Source organism: Lentzea pudingi, from assembly GCF_014646255.1.
Taxonomy (GTDB): domain Bacteria; phylum Actinomycetota; class Actinomycetes; order Mycobacteriales; family Pseudonocardiaceae; genus Lentzea; species Lentzea pudingi.
In genome coordinates this window covers 141391-166514 of the sequence record NZ_BMNC01000012.1, presented here as the reverse complement: position 1 = coordinate 166514, position 25124 = coordinate 141391, and the positions used below count along the sequence as shown (strand labels likewise).

At 69.7% G+C, this 25124-nt stretch carries 22 protein-coding genes; 17 read left to right on the top strand and 5 right to left on the bottom strand.

The window, feature by feature from the left end:
• Positions 1–7 precede the first annotated feature (7 nt).
• Both IEY88_RS32245 and priA read left to right on the top strand, forming a co-directional pair.
• Positions 8–1537, top strand: coding sequence for a hypothetical protein (locus IEY88_RS32245; protein WP_189158670.1), 1530 nt, complete (start codon positions 8–10; stop codon positions 1535–1537).
• A gap of 9 nt (positions 1538–1546) precedes the next feature.
• The gene (priA, locus tag IEY88_RS32240) at positions 1547–2278 is read left to right on the top strand and encodes a bifunctional 1-(5-phosphoribosyl)-5-((5-phosphoribosylamino)methylideneamino)imidazole-4-carboxamide isomerase/phosphoribosylanthranilate isomerase PriA (RefSeq protein ID WP_189158669.1); all 732 of its coding nucleotides are present in this window, start codon (positions 1547–1549) and stop codon (positions 2276–2278) included.
• Here priA and IEY88_RS32235 read toward each other — a convergent pair.
• The gene (locus IEY88_RS32235) at positions 2244–2945 is read right to left on the bottom strand and encodes a Clp protease N-terminal domain-containing protein (RefSeq protein WP_189158668.1); all 702 of its coding nucleotides are present in this window, start codon (positions 2943–2945) and stop codon (positions 2244–2246) included. The genes priA and IEY88_RS32235 overlap by 35 nt on opposite strands.
• 395 nt (positions 2946–3340) lie before the next feature.
• Entirely contained in the window at positions 3341–3721 is a 381-nt protein-coding gene (locus tag IEY88_RS32230; protein ID WP_189158667.1) for a PPOX class F420-dependent oxidoreductase, read from the bottom strand.
• A 45-nt stretch (positions 3722–3766) separates the two neighbouring features.
• Here IEY88_RS32230 and hisF point away from each other — a divergent pair, with 45 nt between their 5' ends.
• From hisF to hisI, 3 genes are read left to right on the top strand one after another with little or no spacing between them, the layout of a single operon-like run.
• Positions 3767–4525, top strand: coding sequence for an imidazole glycerol phosphate synthase subunit HisF (gene hisF / locus IEY88_RS32225; protein ID WP_189158666.1), 759 nt, complete (start codon positions 3767–3769; stop codon positions 4523–4525).
• Entirely contained in the window at positions 4522–4881 is a 360-nt protein-coding gene (locus tag IEY88_RS32220) for a hypothetical protein (RefSeq protein ID WP_189158665.1), read from the top strand. The genes hisF and IEY88_RS32220 overlap by 4 nt, the downstream gene beginning before the upstream one ends.
• The gene (gene hisI / locus IEY88_RS32215; RefSeq protein ID WP_189158664.1) at positions 4878–5228 is read left to right on the top strand and encodes a phosphoribosyl-AMP cyclohydrolase; all 351 of its coding nucleotides are present in this window, start codon (positions 4878–4880) and stop codon (positions 5226–5228) included. Before IEY88_RS32220 ends, hisI begins: the two co-directional genes overlap by 4 nt.
• A gap of 4 nt (positions 5229–5232) precedes the next feature.
• Here hisI and IEY88_RS32210 read toward each other — a convergent pair whose 3' ends face one another.
• Positions 5233–5835, bottom strand: coding sequence for a TetR/AcrR family transcriptional regulator (locus IEY88_RS32210; RefSeq protein ID WP_268241273.1), 603 nt, complete (start codon positions 5833–5835; stop codon positions 5233–5235).
• Between the two features lie 46 nt (positions 5836–5881).
• On the opposite strand from IEY88_RS32210, the gene IEY88_RS32205 reads away from it, so the two are divergent.
• The 6 genes from IEY88_RS32205 (at position 5882) to IEY88_RS32180 (ending at position 11760) form a co-directional block, all read left to right on the top strand.
• On the top strand, positions 5882–7420 hold the full coding sequence (locus tag IEY88_RS32205) for an anthranilate synthase component I (protein ID WP_189158662.1): 1539 nt from the start codon (positions 5882–5884) through the stop codon (positions 7418–7420).
• Positions 7410–7811: a Trp biosynthesis-associated membrane protein gene (locus tag IEY88_RS32200; protein ID WP_189158661.1), complete on the top strand. Its 402-nt coding sequence runs from the start codon at positions 7410–7412 to the stop codon at positions 7809–7811. The genes IEY88_RS32205 and IEY88_RS32200 overlap by 11 nt, the downstream gene beginning before the upstream one ends.
• Positions 7812–7942: 131 nt before the next feature.
• Entirely contained in the window at positions 7943–8752 is an 810-nt protein-coding gene (trpC, locus tag IEY88_RS32195; protein WP_189158660.1) for an indole-3-glycerol phosphate synthase TrpC, read from the top strand.
• A 35-nt stretch (positions 8753–8787) separates the two neighbouring features.
• Positions 8788–10008, top strand: coding sequence for a tryptophan synthase subunit beta (gene trpB, locus IEY88_RS32190; protein WP_189158659.1), 1221 nt, complete (start codon positions 8788–8790; stop codon positions 10006–10008).
• Complete coding sequence (gene trpA, locus IEY88_RS32185; RefSeq protein ID WP_189158658.1) at positions 10008–10799, top strand: tryptophan synthase subunit alpha; 792 nt, start codon at positions 10008–10010, stop codon at positions 10797–10799. The genes trpB and trpA overlap by 1 nt, the downstream gene beginning before the upstream one ends.
• Before the next feature lie 394 nt (positions 10800–11193).
• Entirely contained in the window at positions 11194–11760 is a 567-nt protein-coding gene (locus IEY88_RS32180) for a Uma2 family endonuclease (RefSeq protein WP_229693967.1), read from the top strand.
• On the opposite strand, the gene IEY88_RS32175 is transcribed toward IEY88_RS32180, so the two are convergent.
• The gene (locus tag IEY88_RS32175) at positions 11757–12905 is read right to left on the bottom strand and encodes an FAD-dependent monooxygenase (protein WP_189158657.1); all 1149 of its coding nucleotides are present in this window, start codon (positions 12903–12905) and stop codon (positions 11757–11759) included. The genes IEY88_RS32180 and IEY88_RS32175 overlap by 4 nt on opposite strands.
• 130 nt (positions 12906–13035) lie before the next feature.
• On the opposite strand from IEY88_RS32175, the gene lgt reads away from it, so the two are divergent.
• From lgt to IEY88_RS32160, 3 genes are read left to right on the top strand one after another with little or no spacing between them, the layout of a single operon-like run.
• Positions 13036–14082: a prolipoprotein diacylglyceryl transferase gene (lgt, locus tag IEY88_RS32170; protein ID WP_229693980.1), complete on the top strand. Its 1047-nt coding sequence runs from the start codon at positions 13036–13038 to the stop codon at positions 14080–14082.
• A 3-nt stretch (positions 14083–14085) separates the two neighbouring features.
• Entirely contained in the window at positions 14086–14748 is a 663-nt protein-coding gene (locus tag IEY88_RS32165; protein ID WP_189158655.1) for a response regulator transcription factor, read from the top strand.
• A gap of 49 nt (positions 14749–14797) precedes the next feature.
• Positions 14798–16171 carry a sensor histidine kinase gene (locus IEY88_RS32160; protein ID WP_189158654.1) on the top strand — a complete coding sequence of 458 codons (1374 nt, stop codon included), beginning with the start codon at positions 14798–14800 and terminating at the stop codon, positions 16169–16171.
• Here IEY88_RS32160 and IEY88_RS32155 read toward each other — a convergent pair.
• A complete protein-coding gene (locus IEY88_RS32155; RefSeq protein ID WP_189158653.1) occupies positions 16140–17039 on the bottom strand; it encodes a TAXI family TRAP transporter solute-binding subunit in 900 nt (299 codons plus the stop codon). The genes IEY88_RS32160 and IEY88_RS32155 overlap by 32 nt on opposite strands.
• Positions 17040–17149: 110 nt before the next feature.
• On the opposite strand from IEY88_RS32155, the gene dctA reads away from it, so the two are divergent.
• The 3 genes from dctA (at position 17150) to IEY88_RS32140 (ending at position 25076) form a co-directional block, all read left to right on the top strand.
• Complete coding sequence (gene dctA, locus IEY88_RS32150) at positions 17150–18508, top strand: C4-dicarboxylate transporter DctA (RefSeq protein WP_189158652.1); 1359 nt, start codon at positions 17150–17152, stop codon at positions 18506–18508.
• 546 nt (positions 18509–19054) lie between these two features.
• On the top strand, positions 19055–23578 hold the full coding sequence (gltB, locus tag IEY88_RS32145) for a glutamate synthase large subunit (RefSeq protein WP_189158651.1): 4524 nt from the start codon (positions 19055–19057) through the stop codon (positions 23576–23578).
• The gene (locus IEY88_RS32140) at positions 23571–25076 is read left to right on the top strand and encodes a glutamate synthase subunit beta (protein WP_189158650.1); all 1506 of its coding nucleotides are present in this window, start codon (positions 23571–23573) and stop codon (positions 25074–25076) included. The genes gltB and IEY88_RS32140 overlap by 8 nt, the downstream gene beginning before the upstream one ends.
• Positions 25077–25124 lie beyond the last annotated feature (48 nt).

The following is a 25124-nucleotide window of genomic DNA, read 5'->3' as shown; positions in this document are numbered from 1 at the left end:
CCTATTCGTGATCACACGACTGCTGGCGGTAGCCGCCCTGGTGGCTGCCGCCGTTGCCGTGCCTGGGGGCGCGCACGCCGCATCGGCACCGTTCCACGACACCTTCGACAACGCCGTGGACGCCGACCCGGCCTACGGCCTCAACGACAACCTCAAGCAGCGCCAGGGGACCGGCGCCGTCACGTACAGCCGGGTGTCGGGCAGGTGGAACACCGGTGACGTGCCGCGCCCGTGGTTCGCGCAGGTCGGTCACCCGAACCACCGAGGCGCGCTGTCGATGCACCTCGGCACGACGGCCGTGCGGCTCGACGCGCCGTCCACGGGGTCGTCGATCTCGGCGAAGCTGACACCGGTGGCGGGCAGTCGCACGTCCGGTGACTGGTCGTCGATCGCTCTGGGACGTTCGGCGAACAGCTGGGGTTATGTGTCCAACCAGGACATCGACCTCGGCTTCCTGTTGCGCGCCAACGGAGGCGTGCAGCTGTTCCAGCCGGGCAAGCCCGTGGTGAACCTGCCGTCGTTCGCCGTGGCCCACGACGACGGCTCGTTCGACGTGACCTTGACGCTCGCTGGATCGCAGCTCGACCTGTCGGTCAACGGCACGCGCAGGACGATCACGCTGGGCACCGCGGTCCCGACCGAGCGGTTGTGGATCTACCTCGGGCGTTACTCGGACGACGACAGGACCGTGAGCCTCGTCGACGACTTGCGCGTCGAGCGGATGAACTCCGACGACCTGCGCAAACGTCCCGGGTCGCAGCTGCGCCACTACGGCTACTTCGGCGCGCGGCTGAACGCCGCCGGCGGCAACCACCTGCCCGAGGTGCGCGGCCGCAGCAACCTCAACTGGGTGCAGATCAGCGACGTCGACGCCTACCGTCCCGAGGTGCTGCGCGACTGCGCTCCTGCGGGCTGCGTCGTCCACACGGGCAACGAGTTCTTCGACTGCGACGCGGCCGGCTGCCCCCTGTACCCGAACGCCGCTGCCCGCTGGCAGGTGCTCGCGGAGAAGGTGCGGCCGTACCTCGACCGGGTGGCCGGGTTCGCGTTGCAGGACGAACCGTTCCACCACGGCGCGCTTCGCGGACGTCGAGTTCTCCGCCCAGCAGATCGAGAACACGTTCCCGGACAAGAAGGTCATGCTGATCGAGGCGGGCATCCGGGTCGACGACTCCTTCCGCGTGCCCGCCGCCGTCGACTGGGTCGGCTTCGACGAGTACTGCGTGGGCTACGAGGCACTGGACGCGCGCATGACGAAGCTGGAGGAGCGTGCGCCGGGCAAGGAACTGTTCCTGCTGTCCGAGGCCGCGCCGCAGTCGTGGTGCGCGGACAGGACCGACGCGGACCTCGCGGGTACCCAGTACCTGCACTTGGCGTTGGCGCAGGAGCACCCCGCGTTCGTCGGCATCATGGTCTTCGGGCCGTGGACGGGCGTCGGACCTGCCGCGACGGGCCCCGGCACGCCGGTCCCGTCGAAGTTCCCGCGCACCACCGAGGCCCAGGAGCGCGTGGCCGCCCTCGTGCTGGGGGACGCTAGGCTGCTCGGGTGACGTTCACACTCCTCCCCGCTGTTGACGTGGCCGACGGTCGTGCCGTCCGGCTCGTGCAGGGCGAAGCCGGTACCGAGACGAACTACGGCGAGCCGCTCGACGCGGCCCTGCAGTGGCAGCGCGACGGGGCGGAGTGGATCCATCTCGTCGACCTCGACGCCGCGTTCGGCCGCGGCTCCAACCGCGAGCTGATCGCCCGTGTCGTCGGCGAGCTCGACGTGAAGGTGGAGCTGTCCGGTGGCATCCGCGACGACGCGTCGCTGGAGGCAGCCCTGGCCACCGGCTGCGCCCGCGTGAACCTCGGCACGGCCGCGCTGGAAGACCCGGAGTGGTGCGCGAAGGCGCTCGCCGCGTACGGCGAGAAGATCGCGGTGGGCCTCGACGTCCGCATCACCGAGCAGGGCCACCGGGTCAAGGGCCGCGGCTGGACGTCCGACGGCGGCGACCTCTGGGAGGTCCTCGACCGGCTCGACCGCGACGGCTGCACCCGTTACGTGGTCACCGACGTGTCGAAGGACGGCACGCTGACGGGCCCGAACCTGGACCTGCTGAGCGAGGTCTGCGCCCGCACCGACGCCCCGGTGATCGCGTCCGGAGGCGTGTCCACTGTGGACGACCTGGTGGCGCTCTCGAAGCTGTCGCGCGACGGCGTCGAGGGCTCGATCATCGGCAAGGCCCTGTACGCCGGCGCCTTCACGCTCCCGGAAGCACTCGCTGCGGTCCGTTGACCACGGCCTCGATGTGAGTGGCCGCGGCCGCGTGCGTCACACCCGTGTTGTGCAGCACGTCGGCCGCGGTCCCTTCGGCTTCCAGCAGCACGCCGAGCAGGATGTGCTCGGTGCCGATGAACATGTGACCCATCCGAAGCGCCTCGCGCACGGCCAGTTCGAGGGCCTTCTTGCAGTGCGTCGTGTACGGCTGCTTCTCCGGCCGTTGCTGGGCCTCTGAGTCGAGCCTGTTGAGGGTCGCGATGCGCGTGCTGCCGTCGCCCGACTCGAGCTTCGCGATGGTCTTGGCCGCGAGCCCCGCGGACTCGTCGAGCAACCCGAGCAGCAGGTGCTCGGTGCCGATCCGCTCGCTGAACCGCGCGTGGTGCCTGGCCAGCGCGATGACCCGCCTCGACCGCTGGGTGTAGCGCTCCATGCTCGGCTTGCCCAGTTCCGGCGACTCCTTGGGCACGAACCGCTTCTGCGCGGCCTGCTTCGTGACGCCGAGGCTCTCGCCGATCTCGGCCCAGCTCGCCCCGCCCCGCCGCGCCTCATCCACGAAGTGACCGATCAGGTGGTCGCCCAGTTCGCTGAGCTGACCGCTCAGTTCGACGGCTTTCGTCAGGCGTATGAGGGCGTCGTCGGCTTCTTGAGCGACCGTGACGATGAGGTCGGCCAACTGGATCATCCGTCAACTTTAGGTTGACGCTGAGGTGCGGGTCAACCTCGGGTTGACGATCGGTGTGGATTCAACGTTGACGCATCCGGTCCACGTGGACTCGACATTGATGCCCGTGGTCAACATGGACGCGGGCCATTGATGTGCCCATGTGACAACGTTGTCATCGCCAGGGGTGGGGTCGACCTTGCATTGATTTGGCGTGCGTCGATGTTGATCCGGGTGGCAATCAATGTCGAGTCAATGTGGGATCAACGTGGACTGATGTCGTCGATATGGACCGGGGATCTCGACGTGGACAGGCGACCTCGACGTGGACGCGGCGGCATCGATGTGGACCGGCAGCATCAACGTCGACTCCATGTCGACGGGTCTCGACAGCGACGGGTCCCGACGTCGGCGAGTCAGTTCGCCGGCGTGATCTCGATGCCGACCGTCCCGGTCCGTCCCCGCCGCAGCCTGCTGCCGGTCATCGTCAGCCAGCCCATGAACCCGTACTTCTTGACGATGCGCGAACGGACGTCGTCGCTGGCGAAGTCGTCCAGCAGCCGTGCCCGTGCCTTGACCGACGGGCCCTGGGGGTTGCCGCGGAGGTCGCACGGCCCGATCTCCACGTCCCCGCTGCGCCGGATCCGCTTGACCTTGCCGGTCTCCTTGGCGCTCCAGGCGTAGATCACGTCGTCGGAGGGGCCGGGTGCGACCCAGACCGGGGTGGGCACCGGGGTGCCGTCCTTGCGGAACGTCGTCAGCAGCAGGTACTGGCCGCGGCCCAGTTCGGTGATCATGGCGCCGCAGCGTAGTCCTCGGGCCTGCCTTGTAGGCTTTCCCGCATGTCAGTCGCGGTCCGTGTCATTCCCTGTCTCGACGTCGACCGCGGCCGGGTGGTGAAAGGCGTCAACTTCACCAACCTCGTCGACGCGGGTGATCCCGTCGAGCTCGCGAGGGCCTACGACGCCGAGGGCGCGGACGAGCTGACCTTCCTCGACGTGACCGCCAGCAGCGGTGACAGGGAGACGACGTTCGACGTCGTGCGGCGCACGGCCGAGCAGGTGTTCATCCCCCTCACGGTCGGCGGCGGCGTGCGCAGCCCCGAGGACGTCAACAAGCTGCTGCGCGCGGGCGCGGACAAGGTCAGCCTCAACACCGCCGCCATCGCGCGTCCCGAGCTGCTCAAGGAGTGCTCCGAGCGGTACGGCGCGCAGTGCATCGTGCTGTCGGTCGACGCACGACGCGTCCCGGGCGGCACTGGCTTCGAGGTCACCACGCACGGTGGCCGCACCGGCACCGGCATCGACGCCATCGCCTGGGCCGCGAAGGGCCAGGAACTGGGCGTCGGCGAGATCCTGCTGAACTCGATGGACGCCGACGGCACCAAGGCCGGCTTCGACATCGAACTGCTCGAACTGGTGCGCCGCGAGGTCGACGTCCCGCTGATCGCGAGCGGTGGTGCCGGCGCGGTCGACCACTTCCCGCCGGCCGTCGCCGCGGGCGCGGACGCCGTGCTCGCCGCGAGCGTCTTCCACTTCGGCCAGCTCCGCATCAGCGAGGTCAAGGACGGCCTGCGCCAGGCGGGCGTCGTGGTGCGGTGAAACCCGTCGAGGTGCGGGTCGCCTCGGCGGTCGCGTTCGGTGGCGCGCTCGTGTTCTTCGTGGTCGGCCTGGTCCTGTGGCGCTCCACCGGCGACCCCGACGTGCTGAAGCTGCCGTCGTTCCTCGCGATCGTCGAACTGCCGATCGCGGCCGCGCTGCTCATCAGACTCCGGTTCATGCACTACCCGGCGATGGTCGTGTTCGTCCTCGTCGCGCTGCTGCACCTGGTCATCGTGCTGGCCGACGGGCCGGCGTGGGCGCGCGTCGCGTCCGGAGTGCTGTCCGCCGTGCACATCTACGGGGTGGTCCTGCTCAACACCGGACCGGCTCGTGAACACCTGGGAGGTCCCCGTTGAGCGCTTCGCTCGATCCCGCTGTGTCCCAGCGCCTCAAGCGCACGCCGGACGGTCTCGTCTGCGCCGTCGCCCAGCAGCGGGGCACCGGCGAGGTGCTCATGGTCGCGTGGATGGACGACGAGGCGCTGCACCGCACCCTCACCACCCGCCGCGCGACGTACTACTCGCGCAGCCGCCAGCAGCTGTGGGTGAAGGGCGAGACCTCGGGGCACACCCAGTACGTGCACGAGGTCAGGCTCGACTGCGACGGTGACACGCTGCTGCTGACCGTCGACCAGGTCGGCGCCGCCTGCCACACGGGCGACCGCACGTGCTTCGACGCCACGGTGCTGCTCGCCGACGTGTGAGGCCCTAGTCGAGGTCGCCGGTGAGGTAGCGCTGCATGTTCGGCGCGATGGCCTTGACCACCGTCTCGACGTCGGTCGACGCCAGCGGTTCGAAGCGCACGACGTAGCGGACGATGCCGAGCCCGACCATCTGCGTCGCGCACAGCGTCGCCCTGAGCTCGTGCTGCTCGGCGCCGATCTCGGCGAGCACGTTCTTGAAGATCGCGTTGACGAGGAACGACTTCAGCGCGCCCGCCACCTCCGGCTGGCTGGTGACGCTGCGGATCAGCGCCGCGAACGTGCCGCCGCCGGTCGCGTCCCAGACCGTCACGAACGTGCGGACGATGCGTTCGCCGGCCTGCTCGACGGGGCCGTCGAGCAGGCGTTTGAGGATCTCGGCCGGGTCGAACGGGAGCTGCAGCACGGACTGGGCGAACAGGCCCTCCTTGCCGCCGAACCAGTGGTTGACCATCGCGGCGTCCACGCCCGCCTTGGCGGCGATCGCGCGTACCGTGGCGCCGTCGTAGCCCTTCTCGACGAACACCTCGCGGGCCGCTGCGACGAGCGCGGCCTTGGTGTCCTCGCCCGCGGCGCGGCGGCCTCGGCGTTTCTGGTTCACTTGCTCCACGTGGGTCATAGTTCAACAGTTGTTGAATTTATGCAACAATGACGCCATGGTGAGCGTCATCGGGGCTGTGGCCGCCGCTGGTCTGGGGGCCGTGAGCCCCACGCGTGAGGAGTTCCGCGAGCTGGCGGTCAACCGCCGGGTCATCCCGGTGGTCCGCAAGCTGCTCGCGGACGCGGAGACCCCGGTCGGCCTGTACCGCAAGCTCGGGGCGAACCAGCCGGGCACGTTCCTCTTCGAGTCGGCGGAGAACGGCCGCTCCTGGTCGCGCTGGTCGTTCATCGGCGTGCGGTCCACGGCGGCGCTCACGGCGACCGGCGGTGAGGCGTTCTGGACGGGCACGCGGCCCGTCGGCCTGCCCGACGGCGGCGACCCGCTGCAGGCCCTGCGCGAGACCATCGAGGTGCTGCGCACCGACCCGCTGCCCGGCATGCCCCCGCTGACCGGCGGCATGGTCGGCTACATCGGCTACGACGCGGTGCGGCGCCTGGAGCGGCTGCCCGTCATCGCCGAGGACGACCTGAAGATCCCCGAGCTGGTCATGCTGCTGGCGACCGACCTCGCCGCGCTGGACCACCACGAGGGCACCGTCACGCTCATCGCGAACGCCATCAACTGGGACGACTCGACCGAACGGGTCGACGCCGCCTACGACGACGCCGTGCGCCGCCTCGACGAGATGACGACGGCGCTGCACACGCCCGCGCCGCCCACGGCCGCCGTGTTCTCGCGGCCCAAGCCCGAGTTCCGGCGCCGGCGCTCGCAGGCCGAGCACTTCGCGGCCGTCGAGAAGGCCAAGGAGGCCATCCGCGCGGGCGAGGCGTTCCAGGTTGTCGTGTCGCAGCGCTTCGAGATCGAGACGGACGCCGACGCGCTCGACATCTACCGGGTGCTGCGCGCGACGAACCCCAGCCCGTACATGTACCTGCTGCGCCTCGACGGGTTCGACATCGTCGGGTCCAGCCCGGAGTCGCTGGTCACGGTGCGCGACGGCAAGGCGACCACCCACCCGATCGCGGGCACCCGCTGGCGCAGCGAGGACCCCGAGGAGGACGCCCTGCTCGAGAAGGACCTCCTCGCGGACCACAAGGAACGCGCCGAGCACCTGATGCTCGTCGACCTCGGCCGCAACGACCTGGGCCGCGTCTGCAAGCCCGGCTCGGTGCACGTCGTCGACTTCTTCAAGGTCGAGCGGTACAGCCACGTCATGCACATCGTGTCGACCGTGACCGGGGAGCTGGCCGAGGGCAAGACGGCCTACGACGCGGTCGCGGCCTGCTTCCCGGCCGGCACGCTGTCCGGTGCGCCCAAGCCGCGCGCGATGGAGCTCATCGAGGAACTGGAGCCCACCCGCCGCGGCCTCTACGGCGGCGTCGTCGGCTACTTCGACTTCGCCGGGGACGCGGACACCGCCATCGCCATCCGCACCGCCCTGGTGCGCGAGGGGGTGGCGTACGTGCAGGCCGGTGGCGGCATCGTGGCCGACTCCGACCCGCTGGCCGAGGACAACGAGTGCCTCAACAAGGCGGGCGCGGTGCTGGCCGCGATCGCGACCGCCCAGACGATGGCGCCGGCAGTTGAGGGCTAGCTCGCCGCTGTGGATCGCCGCGCTCCTGCTCGTGAGCGCGGCGGGTGCCTTCTGGGGTGCCGGCTCGGTGCCGATCGCGTTGCTGTGCCTCGCGGCCGTCGCGGCGGCTGTCGCGCTCAGCGGGGTGGCGCGCCGGGTCCTCGGCGCGCTGCTGGTCGTCGTCGGCGTCGCGGGTGCGTTCTCGGGCCACTGGCTGGCCATCGCGGGCGGCGTGCTCGTGGTGGCCGTCGGTGTGCTCCTGGTGGCTCTCGGGGCCCGGATGCCGAAGATCGGGATGGGCGGGCAGAAGGCCCGCGCGCACGACCCCGAGACCGACATGTGGCGCGCGTTGGAGCGTGGGGACGATCCGACCGACGACAAGAGCCCCGGCGGGACGATCTCGAACGAGTGAAGATCATTATCCGCGTTCCCGCATGTGACACGTGCACGGCCTCGGTTAGCTGCGGGGACACATGAACCCCGGTGGCTGGGGCGTTACTCCGCCGGGGTTAGCATCCCCGTAGCGGGAAGGGGAACAACACTGTGACGGTTCTCGAGTCGATCCTCGAAGGTGTGCGTGAGGATCTCGCCGCTCGCGAGGCCCAGTTGCCCTTCGACGTCGTGAAGGAGCGCGCGGCCAAGTCCGCGCCGCCGCTCGACGTGCTGTCGGTGCTGCGCGGGCCGAACGTGGGCGTCATCGCCGAGGTCAAGCGCCGCAGCCCTTCAAAGGGCGCGCTGGCGGAGATCCCGGAGCCGGCCGAGCTCGCGTCCGCGTACGAGGCGGGCGGCGCGTCGGTGATCAGCGTGCTGACCGAGCAGCGCCGCTTCGGCGGGTCGCTGGCGGACTTCGACGCGGTGCGCAGGGCGGTGAAGATCCCGCTGCTGCGCAAGGACTTCATCGTGTCGCCGTACCAGGTGCACGAGGCCCGGATGCACGGCGCGGACCTGGTGCTGCTGATCGTGGCCGCGCTGGAGCAGAACGCGCTGGTGTCGCTGCTCGACCGGGTCGAGTCGCTCGGCATGACGGCGCTCGTCGAGGTGCACACGGCCGAGGAGGCCGACCGTGCGCTGGAGGCGGGTTCGTCGGTCATCGGGGTGAACGCGCGCAACCTCCACACGCTGGAGGTCGACAAAGACGTTTTCGGCAGGATCGCTCCGGGACTACCCTCGGAGACGATCAAGATCGCCGAGTCGGGCGTGACCGGGCCCGGCGACCTGATGTCGTACGCCGGCGCGGGTGCCGACGCGGTGCTCGTCGGCGAAAGCCTGGTGACCAGCGGAGACCCCAAGGCCGCCGTGAACAAGCTCGTGACCGCGGGCTCACACCCCGCGTGCCCCCGGCCCAGCCGGTAGGGCACGGTTGATCCAAGCGCTAGAGGAGCTACCCGATGGGCCAGTTCACGCCCACCCCGCATGATCCCGACGCACGTGGCCATTTCGGTCCGTGGGGCGGCCGGTTCGTCCCGGAGGCCCTGATCGCCGCGGTGGACGAGCTGGCCACCGAGTACGACAAGGCGCGGCTCGACCCGGAGTTCGTGAACGAGTTCAAGCGCCTCCTGCGCGACTTCGCGGGCCGTCCGTCCCTGCTGACCGAGGCCCCGAAGTTCGCGGAGCACGCCGGCACACGGGTGTGGCTCAAGCGCGAGGACCTCAACCACACGGGTTCACACAAGATCAACAACGTGCTCGGCCAGGCGTTGCTGACCAAGCGCATGGGCAAGCAGCGCGTGATCGCGGAGACCGGCGCCGGCCAGCACGGCGTGGCGACGGCGACCGCGTGCGCGCTCCTCGGCCTCGACTGCGTCGTCTACATGGGCGAGGTCGACACCGAGCGCCAGGCGCTCAACGTCGCCCGCATGCGCCTGCTGGGTGCCGAGGTCATCCCGGTGAAGTCCGGGTCGCGCACCCTGAAGGACGCGATCAACGACGCGTTGCGCGACTGGGTCGCCAACGTCGACGAGACGCACTACCTGCTCGGCACGGCAGCCGGCCCGCACCCGTTCCCGCTGATGGTCCGCGACTTCCACCGGGTCATCGGCATCGAGGCGCGCGAGCAGATCCTCGAGAAGGCGGGCCGCCTGCCCGACGCCGTCGTCGCCTGTGTCGGTGGCGGCTCGAACGCGATCGGCATCTTCCACGGCTTCATCGACGACGCGGACGTCCGCCTGGTCGGTGTCGAGCCCGGCGGTTCCGGCCTCGACAGCGGCAGCCACGGCGCGACGCTGACGGCCGGCACGCCCGGCTCGCTGCACGGCGCGATGTCGTACGTCATGCAGGACGACGACGGCCAGATCACCGAGGCGCACTCGATCTCCGCCGGTCTCGACTACCCCGGCGTGGGTCCGGAGCACTCGCACCTGAAGGACATCGGCCGCGCTGAGTACTTCCCGGTCACCGACGCCGAGGCCATGGAGGCGTTCGCGCTGCTCTCGCGCACCGAGGGCATCATCCCGGCGATCGAGTCCTCGCACGCGCTCGCGGGCGCGCTGAAGCTCGGACCATCGCTCGGACCGGACGGACTCCTGGTCGTGAACCTCTCCGGCCGCGGTGACAAGGACATGGACACGGCCGTGAAGTACTTCGGCCTCGCTGACGGGGGACAGGCCTGATGTCGACGTTGTCCGACGTGTTCGCCGCCGCGAAGGCCGAGTCGCGCGCCGCGCTGATCGGCTACCTGCCCGCGGGTTTCCCCACGATCGAGGGATCGAAGGACCACCTCCGTTCGATGGTCGAGTCCGGGTGTGACCTGGTCGAGGTCGGCCTGCCGTTCTCCGACCCGGTGATGGACGGCCCGACGATCCAGGCCGCCGCCGAGCAGGCGCTGTCCGCGGGCTTCCGCGTGCGCGACCTGTTCGACGTGGTGGCTGCTGTCTCCGACGCCGGTGGGCGTGCGGTCGTCATGACGTACTGGAACCCGGTGCTGCGCTACGGCGTGGACGCGTTCGCGCGTGACCTGGCCGCGGCCGGTGGGCTCGGCATCATCACGCCCGACCTCGTCCCGGACGAGGCCGAGGACTGGATGGCCGCGTCCGAGGCGCACGGCCTCGACCGGACCTTCCTGGTGGCGCCGTCGTCGACCGAGGAGCGCATCGCGATGACCGCGCGTGCCTCGTCCGGCTTCCTCTACGCCACCGCGGTCATGGGCGTCACGGGCGCCCGTGACGTCGTGTCGTCCGCCGCTCCCGCGCTCGTCGCGCGGGTTCGGGAGCACACCACGCTGCCGATCGGCGTCGGGCTGGGTGTGCGCTCCGGTGCGCAGGCCGCCGAGATCGCCGGGTTCGCGGACGGCGTCATCGTCGGGTCGGCGTTCGTGTCGGCCGCGGGCGAGAGCGACGCCGCGGTGCGCGCGCTGGCCGCGGACCTCGCCAAGGGCGTGCGATCGGCTCCTGCGACGGTCTGAACCTCCCTTCGTTCGGTGAAGCCGCTCGGCCTGCTGGCCGGGCGGTTTTGGTTTGTGCTCGACGAAGCCGCCTCTGCAGCGACGGCCCCGACTTTGGTTGTCGGGTGGCGCGGAATTGCTTTCACGAGGTCGAACACCGTGCTCGCCATTGAGTGGTTGTCGGGATGGCGAGTATGAAGTTGTGGTGAGCCTCTGCCTCCGATCGGAGTCGTTGACTTTCCTCCAAGAGCATGACATGGATTCGAACACCTGATCGAGTGAATCCTGGTTCGGTTGGGTCAAAACCCCCTTTGACCGTCGTTCTGACCTGCGATCGTGGACTCATGCACAACCCAGCCATTCGCCTGGCGTGCCACACTGGTGGTGCGCAGGCGGTCAACGGAGGTGATGCCCAGTGGCGGCGCCAGCCGAAGCTCGACCCGACGTCCTGCTGCCCGCTCATGAAGGGCCGTGGACGATCGAGGATGTCCTCGCCTTGCCGGAGGACAACAGCCAACGCATCGAACTCCTCGACGGGATGCTGCACGTGAGCCCGATGGGGAACGCCTTGCACCAGCGCTTGGTGTTCGAGGCGTCCTACTCGTTGCGCGGTGCGTGCCCGAAGGAGCTCGAGACCACGATCGAGCTGAACGTCCAGTTCGACGGCGATCGGCTCTTCATCCCGGACTTCACGGTGCTGAAGAAGCGAGGCGCGAAGGGCCTGACCGTGCCGGCGGCGGACGTGCTCCTCATCGGCGAGGTGCTCTCCCGGAGCACCAAGGTGAACGACCTGGTGCTCAAGCGCCAGGTGTACGCGGAAGCCGGTATCTCCTACTACCTGATCATCGATCCGGCCCAGCAAGTTCCCAAGGCGACGTTGTTCGAGCTCGAAGAAGGGGAGTACGTCGAGCTCGCGCGCAGCGAGGCAGGCGTGCTGACCTTCGAACGGCCGTTCCCGGTCACGCTCGAGCTGGCCTCCTAGCCGTAGAGCCACTCCAGCCGTTCGTGCAGGTCGGCCGCGGTCCACGAGGCGAACATCGCGTCACGGGCCGCAGCGGCCTCCCCGGCAGGGTGGTAGACCTCCCGGCCCATCAACCGTGAGACGTGGTGGACGCGCGCGGTCCGCTCCGAGCGGAGCGCCACATACCGCGCGAAAGAGCCGCCCACGTCCTGGGGGTCGAAGACGGACGAGAGGCACACGGCGTCCTCCAACGCCTGGCAGGCGCCCTGCGCGGCGTACTGCAGCACGGGGTGGGCGGCGTCGCCGAGCAGCACCACGCGGGAGTCCTGCCAGGTCGTGATCGGCGGGCGGTCGCACAGCACCCACGCCCGCCACTCGCGAGCGAGCGACATGATCCGAGCCGCGTCCTCGCACAACGGCGTGAAGTGCCGCAGCACCTCGGCGGTCTCGACGGGCTTGCCGGTCATGGGTTCCGTCGCGCCGTTGTCGGTGGTGGCCACGAGGTTCACGAACCGTCCACCGGCGATCACGTACCAGACGACGTGGTAGCGCGGCCCCGCCCAGAGCGTGACGACGTTGTCCTTCAACGACCGCGGCACGGTGTGAGCCGGGATGACCGCGCGGAAGGTCGTGTGTCCGGACACCGGCGGTTCCCCGTCGCCCACGAGTTGCCGCCGCACCACCGACCGCAACCCGTCCGCACCGACGAGGGCCGTCCCGCGCACGAGGTCACCTGACCGCAGCACCGCCGTGACACCGTCGGCGTCCTGCGCGTACGACTCCACGCCGCTGTCCACCCGGAGGTCGACCCGCTCCTCACCGCGACAGGCGTCGAGCAACGGCGCGAGCACGTCGTTGCGGTGCACCACCGCATAGGTGCCGAACCGGCGCTGGAAGCCCTCGTCGAACGGCAGCGCGGCGATCAGCCGCCCGGAGACCCCGCAGCGCAGGCGTCCCTCGTCCACGTGCACGGCCCGGGCGCGCACAGCGGCACCCACGCCCAGCGCGTCGAGCATGCGGAACCCGTTGGGCCCGACCTGGATTCCGGCGCCGATCTCCTCGAACGCCACCGCGGACTCGAGCACCGTGACGTGCTGCCCGGCTCGGGCGAGCCCGACCGCCGCCGCCAGTCCGCCGATGCCGCCGCCGACCACCAGGACCGTCATGTACGCCCTTTCCCGAGTCCGCCGAGCCGCGTTCGAGTATCTCGGCTCGGGGCCGCCGAGCCGAGGATCGGATAACGATCGAGCGTCCCCACGAGGCGCTCACAGGGCGACCGGTACGGTGGGCGCCGTGTTGGACGCCCTTCTGGCCACGATCCCGAGTCCCGACCAAGGTGTGTGGCACCTCGGTCCGCTCCCCATCAGGGCCTATGCGCTGTGCATCATCGCCGGCATCATCGTCGCCATCTGGTGGGGTGAGCGCCGCTGGGTCGCTCGCGGCGGCATCAAGGGCGAGGTCACCGACATCGCCGTGTGGGCCGTTCCGTTCGGCCTCGTCGGCGGTCGGCTGTACCACGTCATCACCGATAACCAGAAGTACTTCGGGCCGGGCAAGGACCCGCTCGCGGCGCTGGAGATCTGGAACGGCGGCCTCGGCATCTGGGGTGCGATCGCGCTCGGTGCCGTCGGTGCGTGGATCGGGTGCCGGCGCCGGGGCATCCCGCTGCCCGCGATGGCCGACGCGCTCGCGCCCGGCATCGTCGTGGCGCAGGCCATCGGGCGGCTCGGCAACTACTTCAACCAGGAGCTCTACGGTGGCGACACGACGCTGCCGTGGGGGCTCGAGATCTACCGCCGGGTCACGCCCGAGGGTCGTGAGGACGCGCTGGCCGGTGTCGCCATCGACCACACGCCGATCCAGGTCGTGCACCCGACGTTCCTCTACGAACTGCTGTGGAACGTCGGTGTCGCTCTGCTGATCGTGTGGGCGGACCGGAAGTTCCGGCTCGGCCACGGGCGCGTGTTCGCGCTGTACGTCGCGGGTTACACGGCCGGCCGGTTCTGGATCGAGCTCATGCGCACCGACGAGGCGACGCTGGTCTTCGGCACGCGCGTCAACGTGTTCGTGTCGGCGATCGTGTTCTTCGGGGCGGTCGCGTACTTCGTCATCGCCAGGTCGCGAGGTGACCGTGAGGACGTCGCCGCGTTGCGACGCACCGACGCGACCTCGGAATCGCCGTTGCCCGAGTCATCGACATCGTCGCTCAGGCCGCTGACCGACGAGACCACCACCGACGACACCACCACCGACGAGACCACCGAGGCCGCGGAAGAAGTGCCTGCCGCGGACGTCGCCGAGAAGGACAAGAAGGGCTCCCCGGAGTCCGTCAAACCGGAGTGAACCTTGCGCGTGCTCGTCGTCGAGGATGACGACCGGGTGGCCCGAGGCCTGCTGACCGCGCTGCGGCACGCGGGCTACGAGGTGCATCGGGTGGCCACGGCCGCCGACGCGCTGCGTGCCGCACCCGCCGACGTGGTGTTGCTCGACCTCGGTCTGCCCGACGGTGACGGCCTGGACGTGCTGCGCGAGTTGCGGCACCGTCCGGGCACCGCCGTCATCACGGTGACCGCACGCGGCGAGGAACGTGAACGCGTGCTGGGCCTGCGCGCGGGGGCCGACGACTACGTGGTGAAGCCGTTCGGCACGTCCGAGCTCCTCGCCCGGATCGAGGCCGTCCTCAGGAGGACGCGCGCGCACCGCGCCGAGCCGGAGGCCGAGGGGCCGCTCCAGATCGGTCCACTGCGGATCACCGCCTCGACGCGTGCCGCCACTTTGGACGGTGAGCCGCTGTCGTTGACCCGCAAGGAGTTCGATCTGCTCGCTCTCCTCGCGGCCCGCAAGGGCGAGGTGGTGAGCCGCGACTTCATCGTGGACCAGGTGTGGCAGGCGCACTGGGAGGCGCCGTCACGGACGCTGGACACGCACATCGCGGCGCTCAGGAGCAAGCTCGGCGGCCACGTCAGGATCGAGACGGTCAGGGGAGTGGGCTACCGGCTCGCCACGTGACGAGTGTCCGGAAGACAACCCGCAGGTGGTTGCGGAACAATCGGCACCGATGCTCCGCCGACTCCTCGCCATCACCGTTCCGCTGCTCGTCGCCCTGGTCGCGGCGCTCGGCATCCCTCTGGCGTCCGCGGTCGTGCAGCGCGAGACCCAGACGACGTACCTCGACCGCCTCGGTGACGCGAGCAGGTTCGCCGCGCTCGGGGAGAGCGCGTTGCAGTCGGACCGGCTGGAAGCCCTCAGCCAGGAGATCCAGCGCTACGACAACCTCTACGACGTCCCCGTCGCCCTCGTCAGCGCCGACAAGCGGATCCTGCTGGCGTCCCGGCAGGGGTTCGACCCCAGCAACGACCCCGAGGTCACCAAGGCCCTCAACACGGCGCTGAACGGTGGCGTGCGGCCCGAACCCGAGTACACGGGCTGGCCGTGGCGCACCGGGCCGATGGTCGTCGTCGAGCCGGTCGGGCGGGACAGCGAGGTCGTGGCCGCGGTCGTCACCATCTCGCAGACGCGCGGGCTGCGGCACGAGGTCCTGAGGCAGTGGGGCCTGATGGCGCTGGCCGGGCTCGCGCCGATGCTCGCCGTGGTCGCCGCCGCCTGGCCGATGTCGCGGTGGGTGCTCAGACCGGTCGGCCGCCTCGACGAGGCCACCGCCGCCGTCGCCGCGGGCAACCTCGACGTGCGGGCGGACGAGGTCGGCGGTCCCCAGGAGCTCCGAAGGCTCGCGCGCAGTTTCAACACCATGGTCGACGTCGTCGGCAAGGCCCTGAACAGGCAGAAGGCGTTCGTCGCCGACGCCTCGCACCAGCTGCGGAACCCGCTGGCGAGTCTGCGGCTGGCCGTCGACAACCTCGAACCGCACGTCGAGGGCGAGCTCGCGAGGGAAGCGCACCAGATCGCGGTCGAGGAGGCCGAGGAGATGGGGCGCGTGCTCGACACCCTGCTCGCCGCGACCCGGCTCGACAGCGCGCGGCAAACCGAGCCCGTCGAGATCGACCAGCTGCTCGCGACGCACCGTGCGGCCTGGCAGGCGCTCGCCGCCAAGTCCGGTGTCACGCTGAGGGTCGACGTGCCGGCGGGCCTGACGATGCAGGAACCGCCCGGTGGTCTCGGCAGCGTGCTCGACGAGCTCGTCAGCAACGCCATCCGGCTGGCCAACGCCACCGAGGTCACGATCACCGGTAAGCACGGCGAGCTGCACGTCGCCGACAACGGCGACGGCCTCACCCCGGAGGAACGCGAGCTCGCGCTGCAACGGTTCTGGCGCGCCACCAAGCACCAGAACATCGCGGGCACCGGCATGGGACTCGCGATCTGCGCCGAGCTGATCGAGTCGGCCGGCGGCACGCTCACCCTGCACGACGCGGACCCCGGACTGGACGTGAAGGTCGCCCTCAGCGCTTCACGGAGCGGAACCACCGCATAGCGCCGTCGTGCAGCGGCACGAGCCCGGTCGCGATGCCGGTGCGGACGTTGATGCGCGACGCCTCCGGGTGCCCCTCCACGATCCGCGCGGTCTCGGTGAACACCGTGCGCGTCACGACCTCCACGACGTCCGCGCTCAGCGACTCGCGCGCCAGCAGCAGGTTCGGCACCGCGAACGTCTGGTTCGCCGGCACGTCCGCGTAGGTGGTGCTGGGGATCGTCGCGGGGATGTACGGGCCCTTGTACTTCTCGGCGAGCTTGATCGCCTCGTCCGGGATGTTGACGAGCCGCACGTTGCCCTGCAGGTCGGTGATCGCGGGTGTCGGGATGCCGGTCAGCGCCAGCATCGCGTCCAGCGACCCCTCCGCGACCCGGCGGGACGCCACGACGTGCGCCATGCGTTCGTCCATTGCGGACAGACCGAAGAACTCCAGCATCCGCTTGGCGGTGAACTCCGTGCCGGAACCGATGGGCCCCAGGGAGATCCGCTTGCCCCTCAGATCACCGAAGGTGTGGATCGGAGACGCCGCCGGGACCGCGATCTGCATGAAGCTGTCGTAGAGCCGGCCGACCGCGCGGACGCTCTGCGGGTCGTCGATGGGGTCCAAAGAGGACAGCGCGAGCTGCGCCTCACCGGACCGCAGCAGCTGGAGGTTCTCGACCGACGCGGCGGTGGGGATCGCGGTGACCCTGGTACCGGGCAGCTGTTCGGCCAGCGCGGCCGCCAGCGCCCCACCCACCTCGCGGAACACCGCGCCTTCCGGCCCGGTGGCGAGCACCAGCTCAGCGGGGGCCTCGACCCTGCGAGGGGTGCACCCCGCGAGAGCCAGACCGGCCCCTAGCAGAAGTGTGCGACGGCTGAGCGACACCAGCGAAGCCTAGCTGTTACGTCAGGGCTGTCTGAAGTTTCCTCAGGTCGGCTTGTCGGGTGTGGTGGCGCGGCTCACTCTCTCCCCAACGCGTAGTTCAAGGAGGAACAGTGGCCACCACGACCACAGGGCGCAAACCGATCTACAAGCACCTCTACTTCTGGGTGCTCGTCTCCATCGTTCTGGGCGCTGCCGTCGGCTTCCTGTTCCCCAAACAGGCGTCCGAGATGAAGTGGCTCGCCGACCTGTTCGTGAACCTCGTGAAGGTCGTCATCGCGCCGACCATCTTCGCGACGATCATCGTCGGCATCGCGGGCCTCGGGAACCTCGCCAAGGCGGGTGGCCTCGCACTCCGCACGATCCTCTACTTCACCGCGATGACCACGGTGGCGCTCGCCATCGGCCTCATCGTCGTGAACCTCGTCCAGCCGGGTCACCACGGCGGCGACATCACGCTCAACGCGAGCCAGGCCGACGCGACGCTGAAGTCCGCCTCGACCGCGGAGACCGGTGTCACCGGCTTCATCCTGAGCCTGGTGCCGAAGTCGTTCGTCAGCGCCTTCACCGACGGTCAGCTGATCCAGGTGCTCGTGGTCGCCATCCTCGTGGCCGTCGCGGTCGCCGGCATGGGTGAGCGCGGCGCCAAGGTCGTCTCCGCGATGGAGACGCTCTCCAAGGTGATGTTCGGCATCATCAAGATCGTCATGTACGTCGCCCCGATCGGCGCCTTCGGCGGCATCGCCTACACCGTCGGCAAGTTCGGCGGCAGCGTCCTGGGCAAGCTGCTCTGGCTGATGGGTTCCTTCTACGCCACGTGCATCCTGTTCGTGATCGTGGTGCTCGGCCTCGTGGCGAAGTTCGCGGGCTTCAGCCTCTTCAAGTTCCTGCGCTACATCAAGGACGAGATCCTGATCGTGCTCGGCACCTCGTCGTCGGAGTCGGTGCTGCCGCGCATGATGGTCAAGCTGGAGGCGGCGGGCGCGCAGAAGTCGGTCGTCGGTCTCACCATCCCGACCGGCTACTCGTTCAACCTCGACGGCACCTGCATCTACCTGACCATGGGCGCGATCTTCATCGCCCAGGCCACGGGCCACGACGTGTCGATCGGCGTCCAGATCGGCCTGCTGCTGTTCATGCTGATCGCGTCGAAGGGCGCGGCGGGCGTCACCGGCGCCGGCCTCGTCACCCTGGCCGCCTCGCTGCAGGCCTTCGAGGCCCACTCGGCCATCCCCGCGGTCGGCATCGCGCTGATCGTCGGCATCGACCGCTTCATGTCCGAGGCCCGCGCCATCACCAACGTGATCGGCAACGGTGTCGGGTCGCTCGTGGTCGCCGCCTGGCAGAAGGGCCTCGACAAGGAGCGCCTGACGCACGTCCTCAACAACCCGGACAGCGTCGACGTCGACGACCTGCTCGCCAAGGCGACCGGCGAGAACGACGACAAGAAGGAGCCGGTCGCGGCTCACTGAGGACGTCCGTGGCCGGAGGCGGCTCTTCCCCGCCTCCGGCCACGAGACCTCAGACCTCCCTGTATGCCGAGGTCCCGCTCTCCCCACATGCGGCGTGGGGTGAACGGGGCCTCGGTCTCGTTTGGTGGGGAACAACCGTTGATCTGCCCGTATGGACGGTGGGGCGGTACGATCGATTCCGGCGGGGTGAGCGTCCGCTAACTGGGACGACAGGCCGCTGATCAGCTAAAATGTCCGAGCGCCTGGCTCAACCAGTGGCAAGACGGGAATGTCGCGCAACTCTCATCGGGCTGGCCCCAGTTGAACGTTCGGTTACGCTTACCCGGCTGTAACGAACGCCGACGTTGGACGCAATGTCGTTCCGCAGCCGGGAATCGTTACACATCCATGACCTAGATCACCCATTGGTGGGTGTCCCTGGGTTTCGCGGCTGTTAAAGTCGCGTCAACACGCGGGCCATCGTCGTCCCGTGCTCCCACCTGTTGGTTCGAGGTCTGAGCACGAGGACTTTGTTCTTTAGCGAGGACGACGAAGGAGGTCTGCGAAGTGATCTTCTCCGCCATCCCCGGCCCCCAGGGTCTTTACGACCCGGCTGATGAGCGCGACGCCTGCGGTGTCGCCATGGTGGCCGACATCCAGGGCAGGCGCTCGCACGGCATCGTTGTCGATGCCCTGACGGCGCTGGCGAACCTGGAGCACCGGGGCGCCGCCGGCGCCGAGCCCACGTCGGGCGACGGTGCTGGCATCCTTCTGCAGCTGCCGGACGAGTTCCTGCGCGCTGTCGTCGAGTTCGACCTGCCCGAGCGCGGGCAGTACGCGGCGGGAATCGCTTTCCTTCCGTTCGAGGCCGAAGAACGCGCCACCGCGATGCAGGAGATCGAGCGCATCGCCGAGCAGGAGGGCCTCGTCGTCCTCGGCTGGCGCGACGTCCCGGTCGACCCCGAGAAGGCCGACGTCGGCCCGACCGCGATGTCGGTGGCGCCGCACTTCGCGCAGCTCTTCGTGAAGGGCACGCGCGAGGAGTCCGGGATCGCCCTGGACCGCCTGGCCTTCTGCCTGCGCAAGCGGGTGGAGCACGAGGGCAGCGTCTACTTCCCGTCGCTGTCGGCGCGCACGATCGTCTACAAGGGAATGCTGACGACCGAGCAGCTGCCGGCGTTCTTCCCCGACCTGCACGACGAGCGCCTCTACACGGCGATCGCGTTGGTGCACAGTCGTTTCTCCACGAACACCTTCCCCTCGTGGCCGCTCGCGCACCCGTTCCGGTTCGTCGCGCACAACGGTGAGATCAACACCGTCCGCGGCAACCGCAACCGCATGCGCGCCCGCGAGGCGTTGCTGGACAGCGAACTCATCCCGGGCGACCTCGCCCGGCTGTTCCCGATCTGCAACCCGGACGGCTCGGACTCGGCGTCGTTCGACGAGGTGCTGGAACTGCTGCACCTCGGCGGCCGCAGCCTTCCGCACGCGGTGCTGATGATGATCCCGGAGGCGTGGGAGAACCACGCCACGATGGACCCGAAGCGCCGCGCGTTCTACCAGTTCCACGCGTCGCTGATGGAGCCGTGGGACGGCCCGGCCTGTGTCACGTTCACCGACGGCACGCTCGTCGGCGCGGTCCTCGACCGCAACGGCCTGCGTCCGGCCCGCTGGTGGCAGACCGCCGACGGCCGTGTCGTGCTGGCGTCCGAGACCGGTGTGCTCGACGTGCCGTCCGACCAGGTGGTCGCGAAGGGCCGCCTGCAGCCCGGCCGTATGTTCCTGGTGGACACCGAGCAGGGTCGCATCGTCGACGACGAGGAGTTCAAGTCGGGGCTCGCCTCGGAGTCGCCCTACGACGAGTGGCTGCACGCCGGTCTGCTCGACCTGGCCGACCTGCAGGACCGCGAGCACGTCGTGCAGAGCCACGAGTCCGTCGTGCGCCGCCAGCTCACCTTCGGCTACACGGAGGAGGAGCTGCGGATCCTGCTCACGCCCATGTCGATCATGGGCATGGAGCCGCTGGCGTCGATGGGCACGGACACGCCGGTCGCCGCGCTCAGCCAGCGCTCCCGGCTGCTCTACGACTACTTCGTGCAGAACTTCGCCCAGGTCACGAACCCGCCGCTGGACGCGATCCGCGAAGAGATCGTCACATCCGTCAAGCGCGTGATGGGTCCCGAGCAGAACCTGCTCGACCCGGGCCCGGTGTCGTGCCGCCACGTGACGCTCGACTACCCGGTCATCGACAACGACGAGCTCGCCAAGCTCATCCACATCAACGACGACGGCGACCTGCCGGGCTTCGCCTGCACCGTCCTGTCCGGACTGTACGAAGTGGACGGCGGCGGCGAGGCGCTGACGGCCGCGATCGAGCGCGTGCGTCGCGAGGCGTCGGAGGCCATCGCGAACGGTGCCCGGACGCTGGTCCTGTCCGACCGCGACTCGGACCACCGCATGGCACCGATCCCGTCGCTGCTGCTCGTCTCCGCGGTGCACCACCACCTGGTGCGCACCAAGGAACGCCTGCGCGTCGCGCTCGTCGTCGAGTCCGGTGACTGCCGCGAGGTCCACCACGTCGCCGCGCTGCTGAGCTACGGCGCCGCCGCGGTGAACCCGTACCTCGCGTTCGAGACGATCGAGGACCTGATCAGCCAGGGTGCCATCACGGGCGTGCCCGCGCACAAGGCCGTGCGCAACTACGTCAAGGCGCTCGTCAAGGGCGTCCTGAAGATCATGTCGAAGATGGGCATCTCGACCGTCGGCGCCTACACCGCGGCGCAGATCTTCGAGGCGGTCGGCCTGTCGAACGACCTGCTGGACGAGTACTTCACCGGTACGCAGTCGAAGCTCGGCGGCGCCGGCCTGGAGGTGCTCGCCGAGGAGGTGGCGGTGCGCCACCGCCGCGCGTACCCGGACAACCCCACCGACCGGGCGCACCGCAGGCTCGAAGTGGGTGGCGAGTACTCGTACCGCCGCGAGGGCGAGCTGCACCTGTTCACGCCGGAGACGGTGTTCCTGCTGCAGCACGCCACGAAGACGCGCAAGGAAGAGGTCTTCCGCCAGTACACGGCGGAGGTCGAGCGCATCTCGCGGCAGGGCGGCACGTTGCGCGGGCTGTTCAAGTTCCGCAGCGAGGGCCGCACGCCCATCCCGATCGACGAGGTCGAGCCGGTCAGCTCGATCGTCAAGCGCTTCAACACCGGCGCCATGTCGTACGGCTCGATCTCGGCCGAGGCGCACGAGACCCTTGCCATCGCGATGAACCGGCTCGGCGGCCGGTCGAACAGCGGTGAGGGCGGCGAGGACCGCGAGCGCCTGTACGACCCGGAACGGCGTTCCGCGGTCAAGCAGGTCGCGAGTGGACGGTTCGGCGTCACGAGCGAGTACCTCGTGAACTCCACGGACATCCAGATCAAGATGGCGCAGGGTGCCAAGCCCGGCGAGGGCGGTCAGCTGCCCGGCTTCAAGGTCTACCCGTGGGTCGCGCGCACCCGGCACTCCACGCCGGGCGTCGGTCTCATCTCGCCGCCGCCGCACCACGACATCTACTCGATCGAGGACCTGGCGCAACTCATCCACGATCTGAAGAACGCGAACGAGCGGGCGCGGGTTCACGTGAAGCTCGTCTCGTCCATCGGCGTCGGCACCGTCGCCGCCGGTGTGGCGAAGGCGCACGCGGACGTCGTGCTGATCTCGGGCTACGACGGTGGCACCGGCGCCTCGCCGATGAACTCGTTGAAGCACGCGGGAACGCCGTGGGAGATCGGCCTCGCCGAGACCCAGCAGACGTTGCTGCTCAACGGTTTGCGCGACCGCATCACCGTCCAGGTCGACGGCGCGATGCGCACCGGCCGCGACGTGGTGGTCGCCGCGCTGCTCGGTGCCGAGGAGTTCGGCTTCGCGACGGCGCCGCTGATCGTCGCGGGCTGCGTGATGATGCGCGTCTGTCACCTGGACACGTGCCCGGTCGGCGTCGCCACGCAGAACCCGGACCTGCGCGCCCGCTACACCGGGCAGGCCGACCACGTCGTGAACTTCTTCGAGTTCATCGCGCAGGAGGCCCGCGAGATCCTGGCCGAGCTCGGTTTCCGCACGATCGACGAGGCCGTCGGACACGCGGAGCTGCTCGACAAGGACGACGCGATCGAGCACTGGAAGACCGCGGGCCTGAACCTGGACCCGGTCTTCGAGGTGCCGGAGACGCCGTACCCGACGGCGAAGCGCAAGGTCCGCGACCAGGACCACGGCCTCGACAAGGCCCTGGACCGCACGCTGATCCAGCTCGCCGAGGCGGCGCTGGAGGACGCGCACAAAGTCACCCTCGAACTGCCGGTCCGCAACGTCAACCGCACGGTCGGCACGTTGCTCGGCGCCGAGGTCACCCGTCGTTTCGGCGGCGAGGGCCTGGAGGACGACACGATCCACGTGAAGCTGACCGGTTCGGCCGGTCAGTCGCTCGGCGCGTTCCTGCCGCGCGGCATCACGCTGGAGATGGTCGGCGACGCGAACGACTACGTCGGCAAGGGCCTGTCCGGCGGCCGGATCATCGTCCGGCCGCACGACGACGCGCCGTTCCGCGCCGAGCAGCAGGTGATCGCGGGCAACGTGATCGGCTACGGCGCCACGTCCGGTGAGATCTTCCTGCGCGGCCGGGTCGGCGAACGCTTCTGCGTGCGCAACTCCGGCGCGCTGCTGGTGGCCGAGGGCGTGGGCGACCACGCGTTCGAGTACATGACCGGTGGCCGGGCCGTGGTGCTCGGGCCGACCGGGCGCAACGTCGCGGCCGGCATGTCCGGCGGTATCGCGTACGTGCTCGACCTGGATCCCCTGTCGGTGAACCAGGAGATGGTGAATCTGCAGCGCCTCAGCGCCGAGGACCTGCGTTGGCTCAAGGACGCGGTCACCAAGCACCACGACGCGACCGGTTCCGCCGTCGCCGCGTCGCTGCTCGGTGACTGGACCCGTCGGGCCGGTGCGTTCACGAAGGTCATGCCCGGCGACTACCAGCGCGTTCTCGAGGCCATGCGCCTCGCCCGCGCCGAGGGCCGGGACGTTGACGCGGCTGTCATGGAGGCGTCTCGTGGCTGATCCACAGGGTTTCATGAAGTTCTCCCGCTCCGACGCGCCGAAGCGTCCGAAGCCGGACCGCTTGCAGGACTGGAACGAGGTCTACCTCCGCGAGGAGCCGGCCGAGCGCAACGCCGCCGTGCGCACGCAGGCGACGCGGTGCATGGACTGCGGCATTCCCTTCTGCCACAGCGGAACCGCGGGCTGTCCACTCGGGAACCTCATCCCCGAGTGGAACGACCTGGTGCGCCGCGGCGACTGGGAGCTGGCCTCGGACCGCCTGCACGCCACCAACAACTTCCCGGAGTTCACGGGCCGGTTGTGCCCGGCGCCGTGTGAGGCCGCCTGCGTGCTGGCGATCTCGCACGACGCCGGTGGTGCCGTCGCGATCAAGCGCGTCGAGGAGACCATCGCGGACGTGTCGTGGGAGAACGGCTACGTGCAGCCGTCCCAGGCGACGGTGTCCTCCGGCAAGCGGGTCGCGATCGTCGGTTCCGGTCCCGCCGGACTCGCCGCCGCGCAGCAGCTGACCCGCGCGGGCCACGAAGTCGTCGTCTACGAACGCGACGACCGTCTCGGCGGGCTGCTGCGGTACGGCATCCCCGAGTTCAAGATGGAGAAGAAGGTCCTCGACCGCAGGCTGTCGCAGCTGCGCAAGGAGGGCACGAGGTTCGTGACCGGCTGCGAGGTCGGCGTCGACATCACCGTCGAGCAGCTGCGAGCCGAGTTCGACTCGGTCGTGCTCGCCGTGGGCGCGCTGCGCGGCCGTGACGACAAGACGACCCCGGGACGTGAGCTCGAGGGCGTGCACCTCGCGATGGACCACCTGGTCCCCGCGAACCGCGCGGTCGAGGGCGACGGCCCGTCGTCGTTCTCCGCCGAGGGCAAGCACGTCATCGTCATCGGTGGTGGCGACACGGGCGCCGACTGCTACGGCACCGCGACCCGCGAGGGCGCGCTGTCCGTGACGCAGCTCGACCAGTACCCGATGCCGCCGTCGGTGCGCGACGACGACCGCTCACCGTGGCCGGTGTGGCCGCACATCCTGCGCACGTACCCCGCGCACGAGGAGGCCGGCGAACGCCGCTTCACCGTGGCGGTCAAGCGTTTCGTCGGTGACGACGAGGGCCACGTGCGGTTCATCGAGCTGCAGCAGGTGCGCGTCGAGAAGGACTCGTCCGGCCGCCGCTCGGTCGTGCCGCTGTCCGACGAGGTCGAGCTCCTGCCCGCGGACATGGTGCTGCTGGCGATCGGCTTCGAGGGCGTCGAGCACATGCGGCTCCTGGACGACCTCGGCATCTCGCTCACGCAGCGCGGCACGATCTCGTGCGGCTCCGACTGGCAGACGACCGCGCCCGGCGTGTTCGTCTGCGGGGACGCCCACCGCGGCGCCTCCCTGGTGGTGTGGGCGATCGCGGAGGGGCGGTCCGTGGCGAACGCCGTGGACAGGTTCCTCACGGGTTCCTCGAACCTGCCTTCGCCCGTCATCCCGAACCAGCTTCCGCTCGCTGTGGTCTGACAACGGCGTTCGACCTGCGGAGAGCAGCATGACGCCCCGCGTGACAAC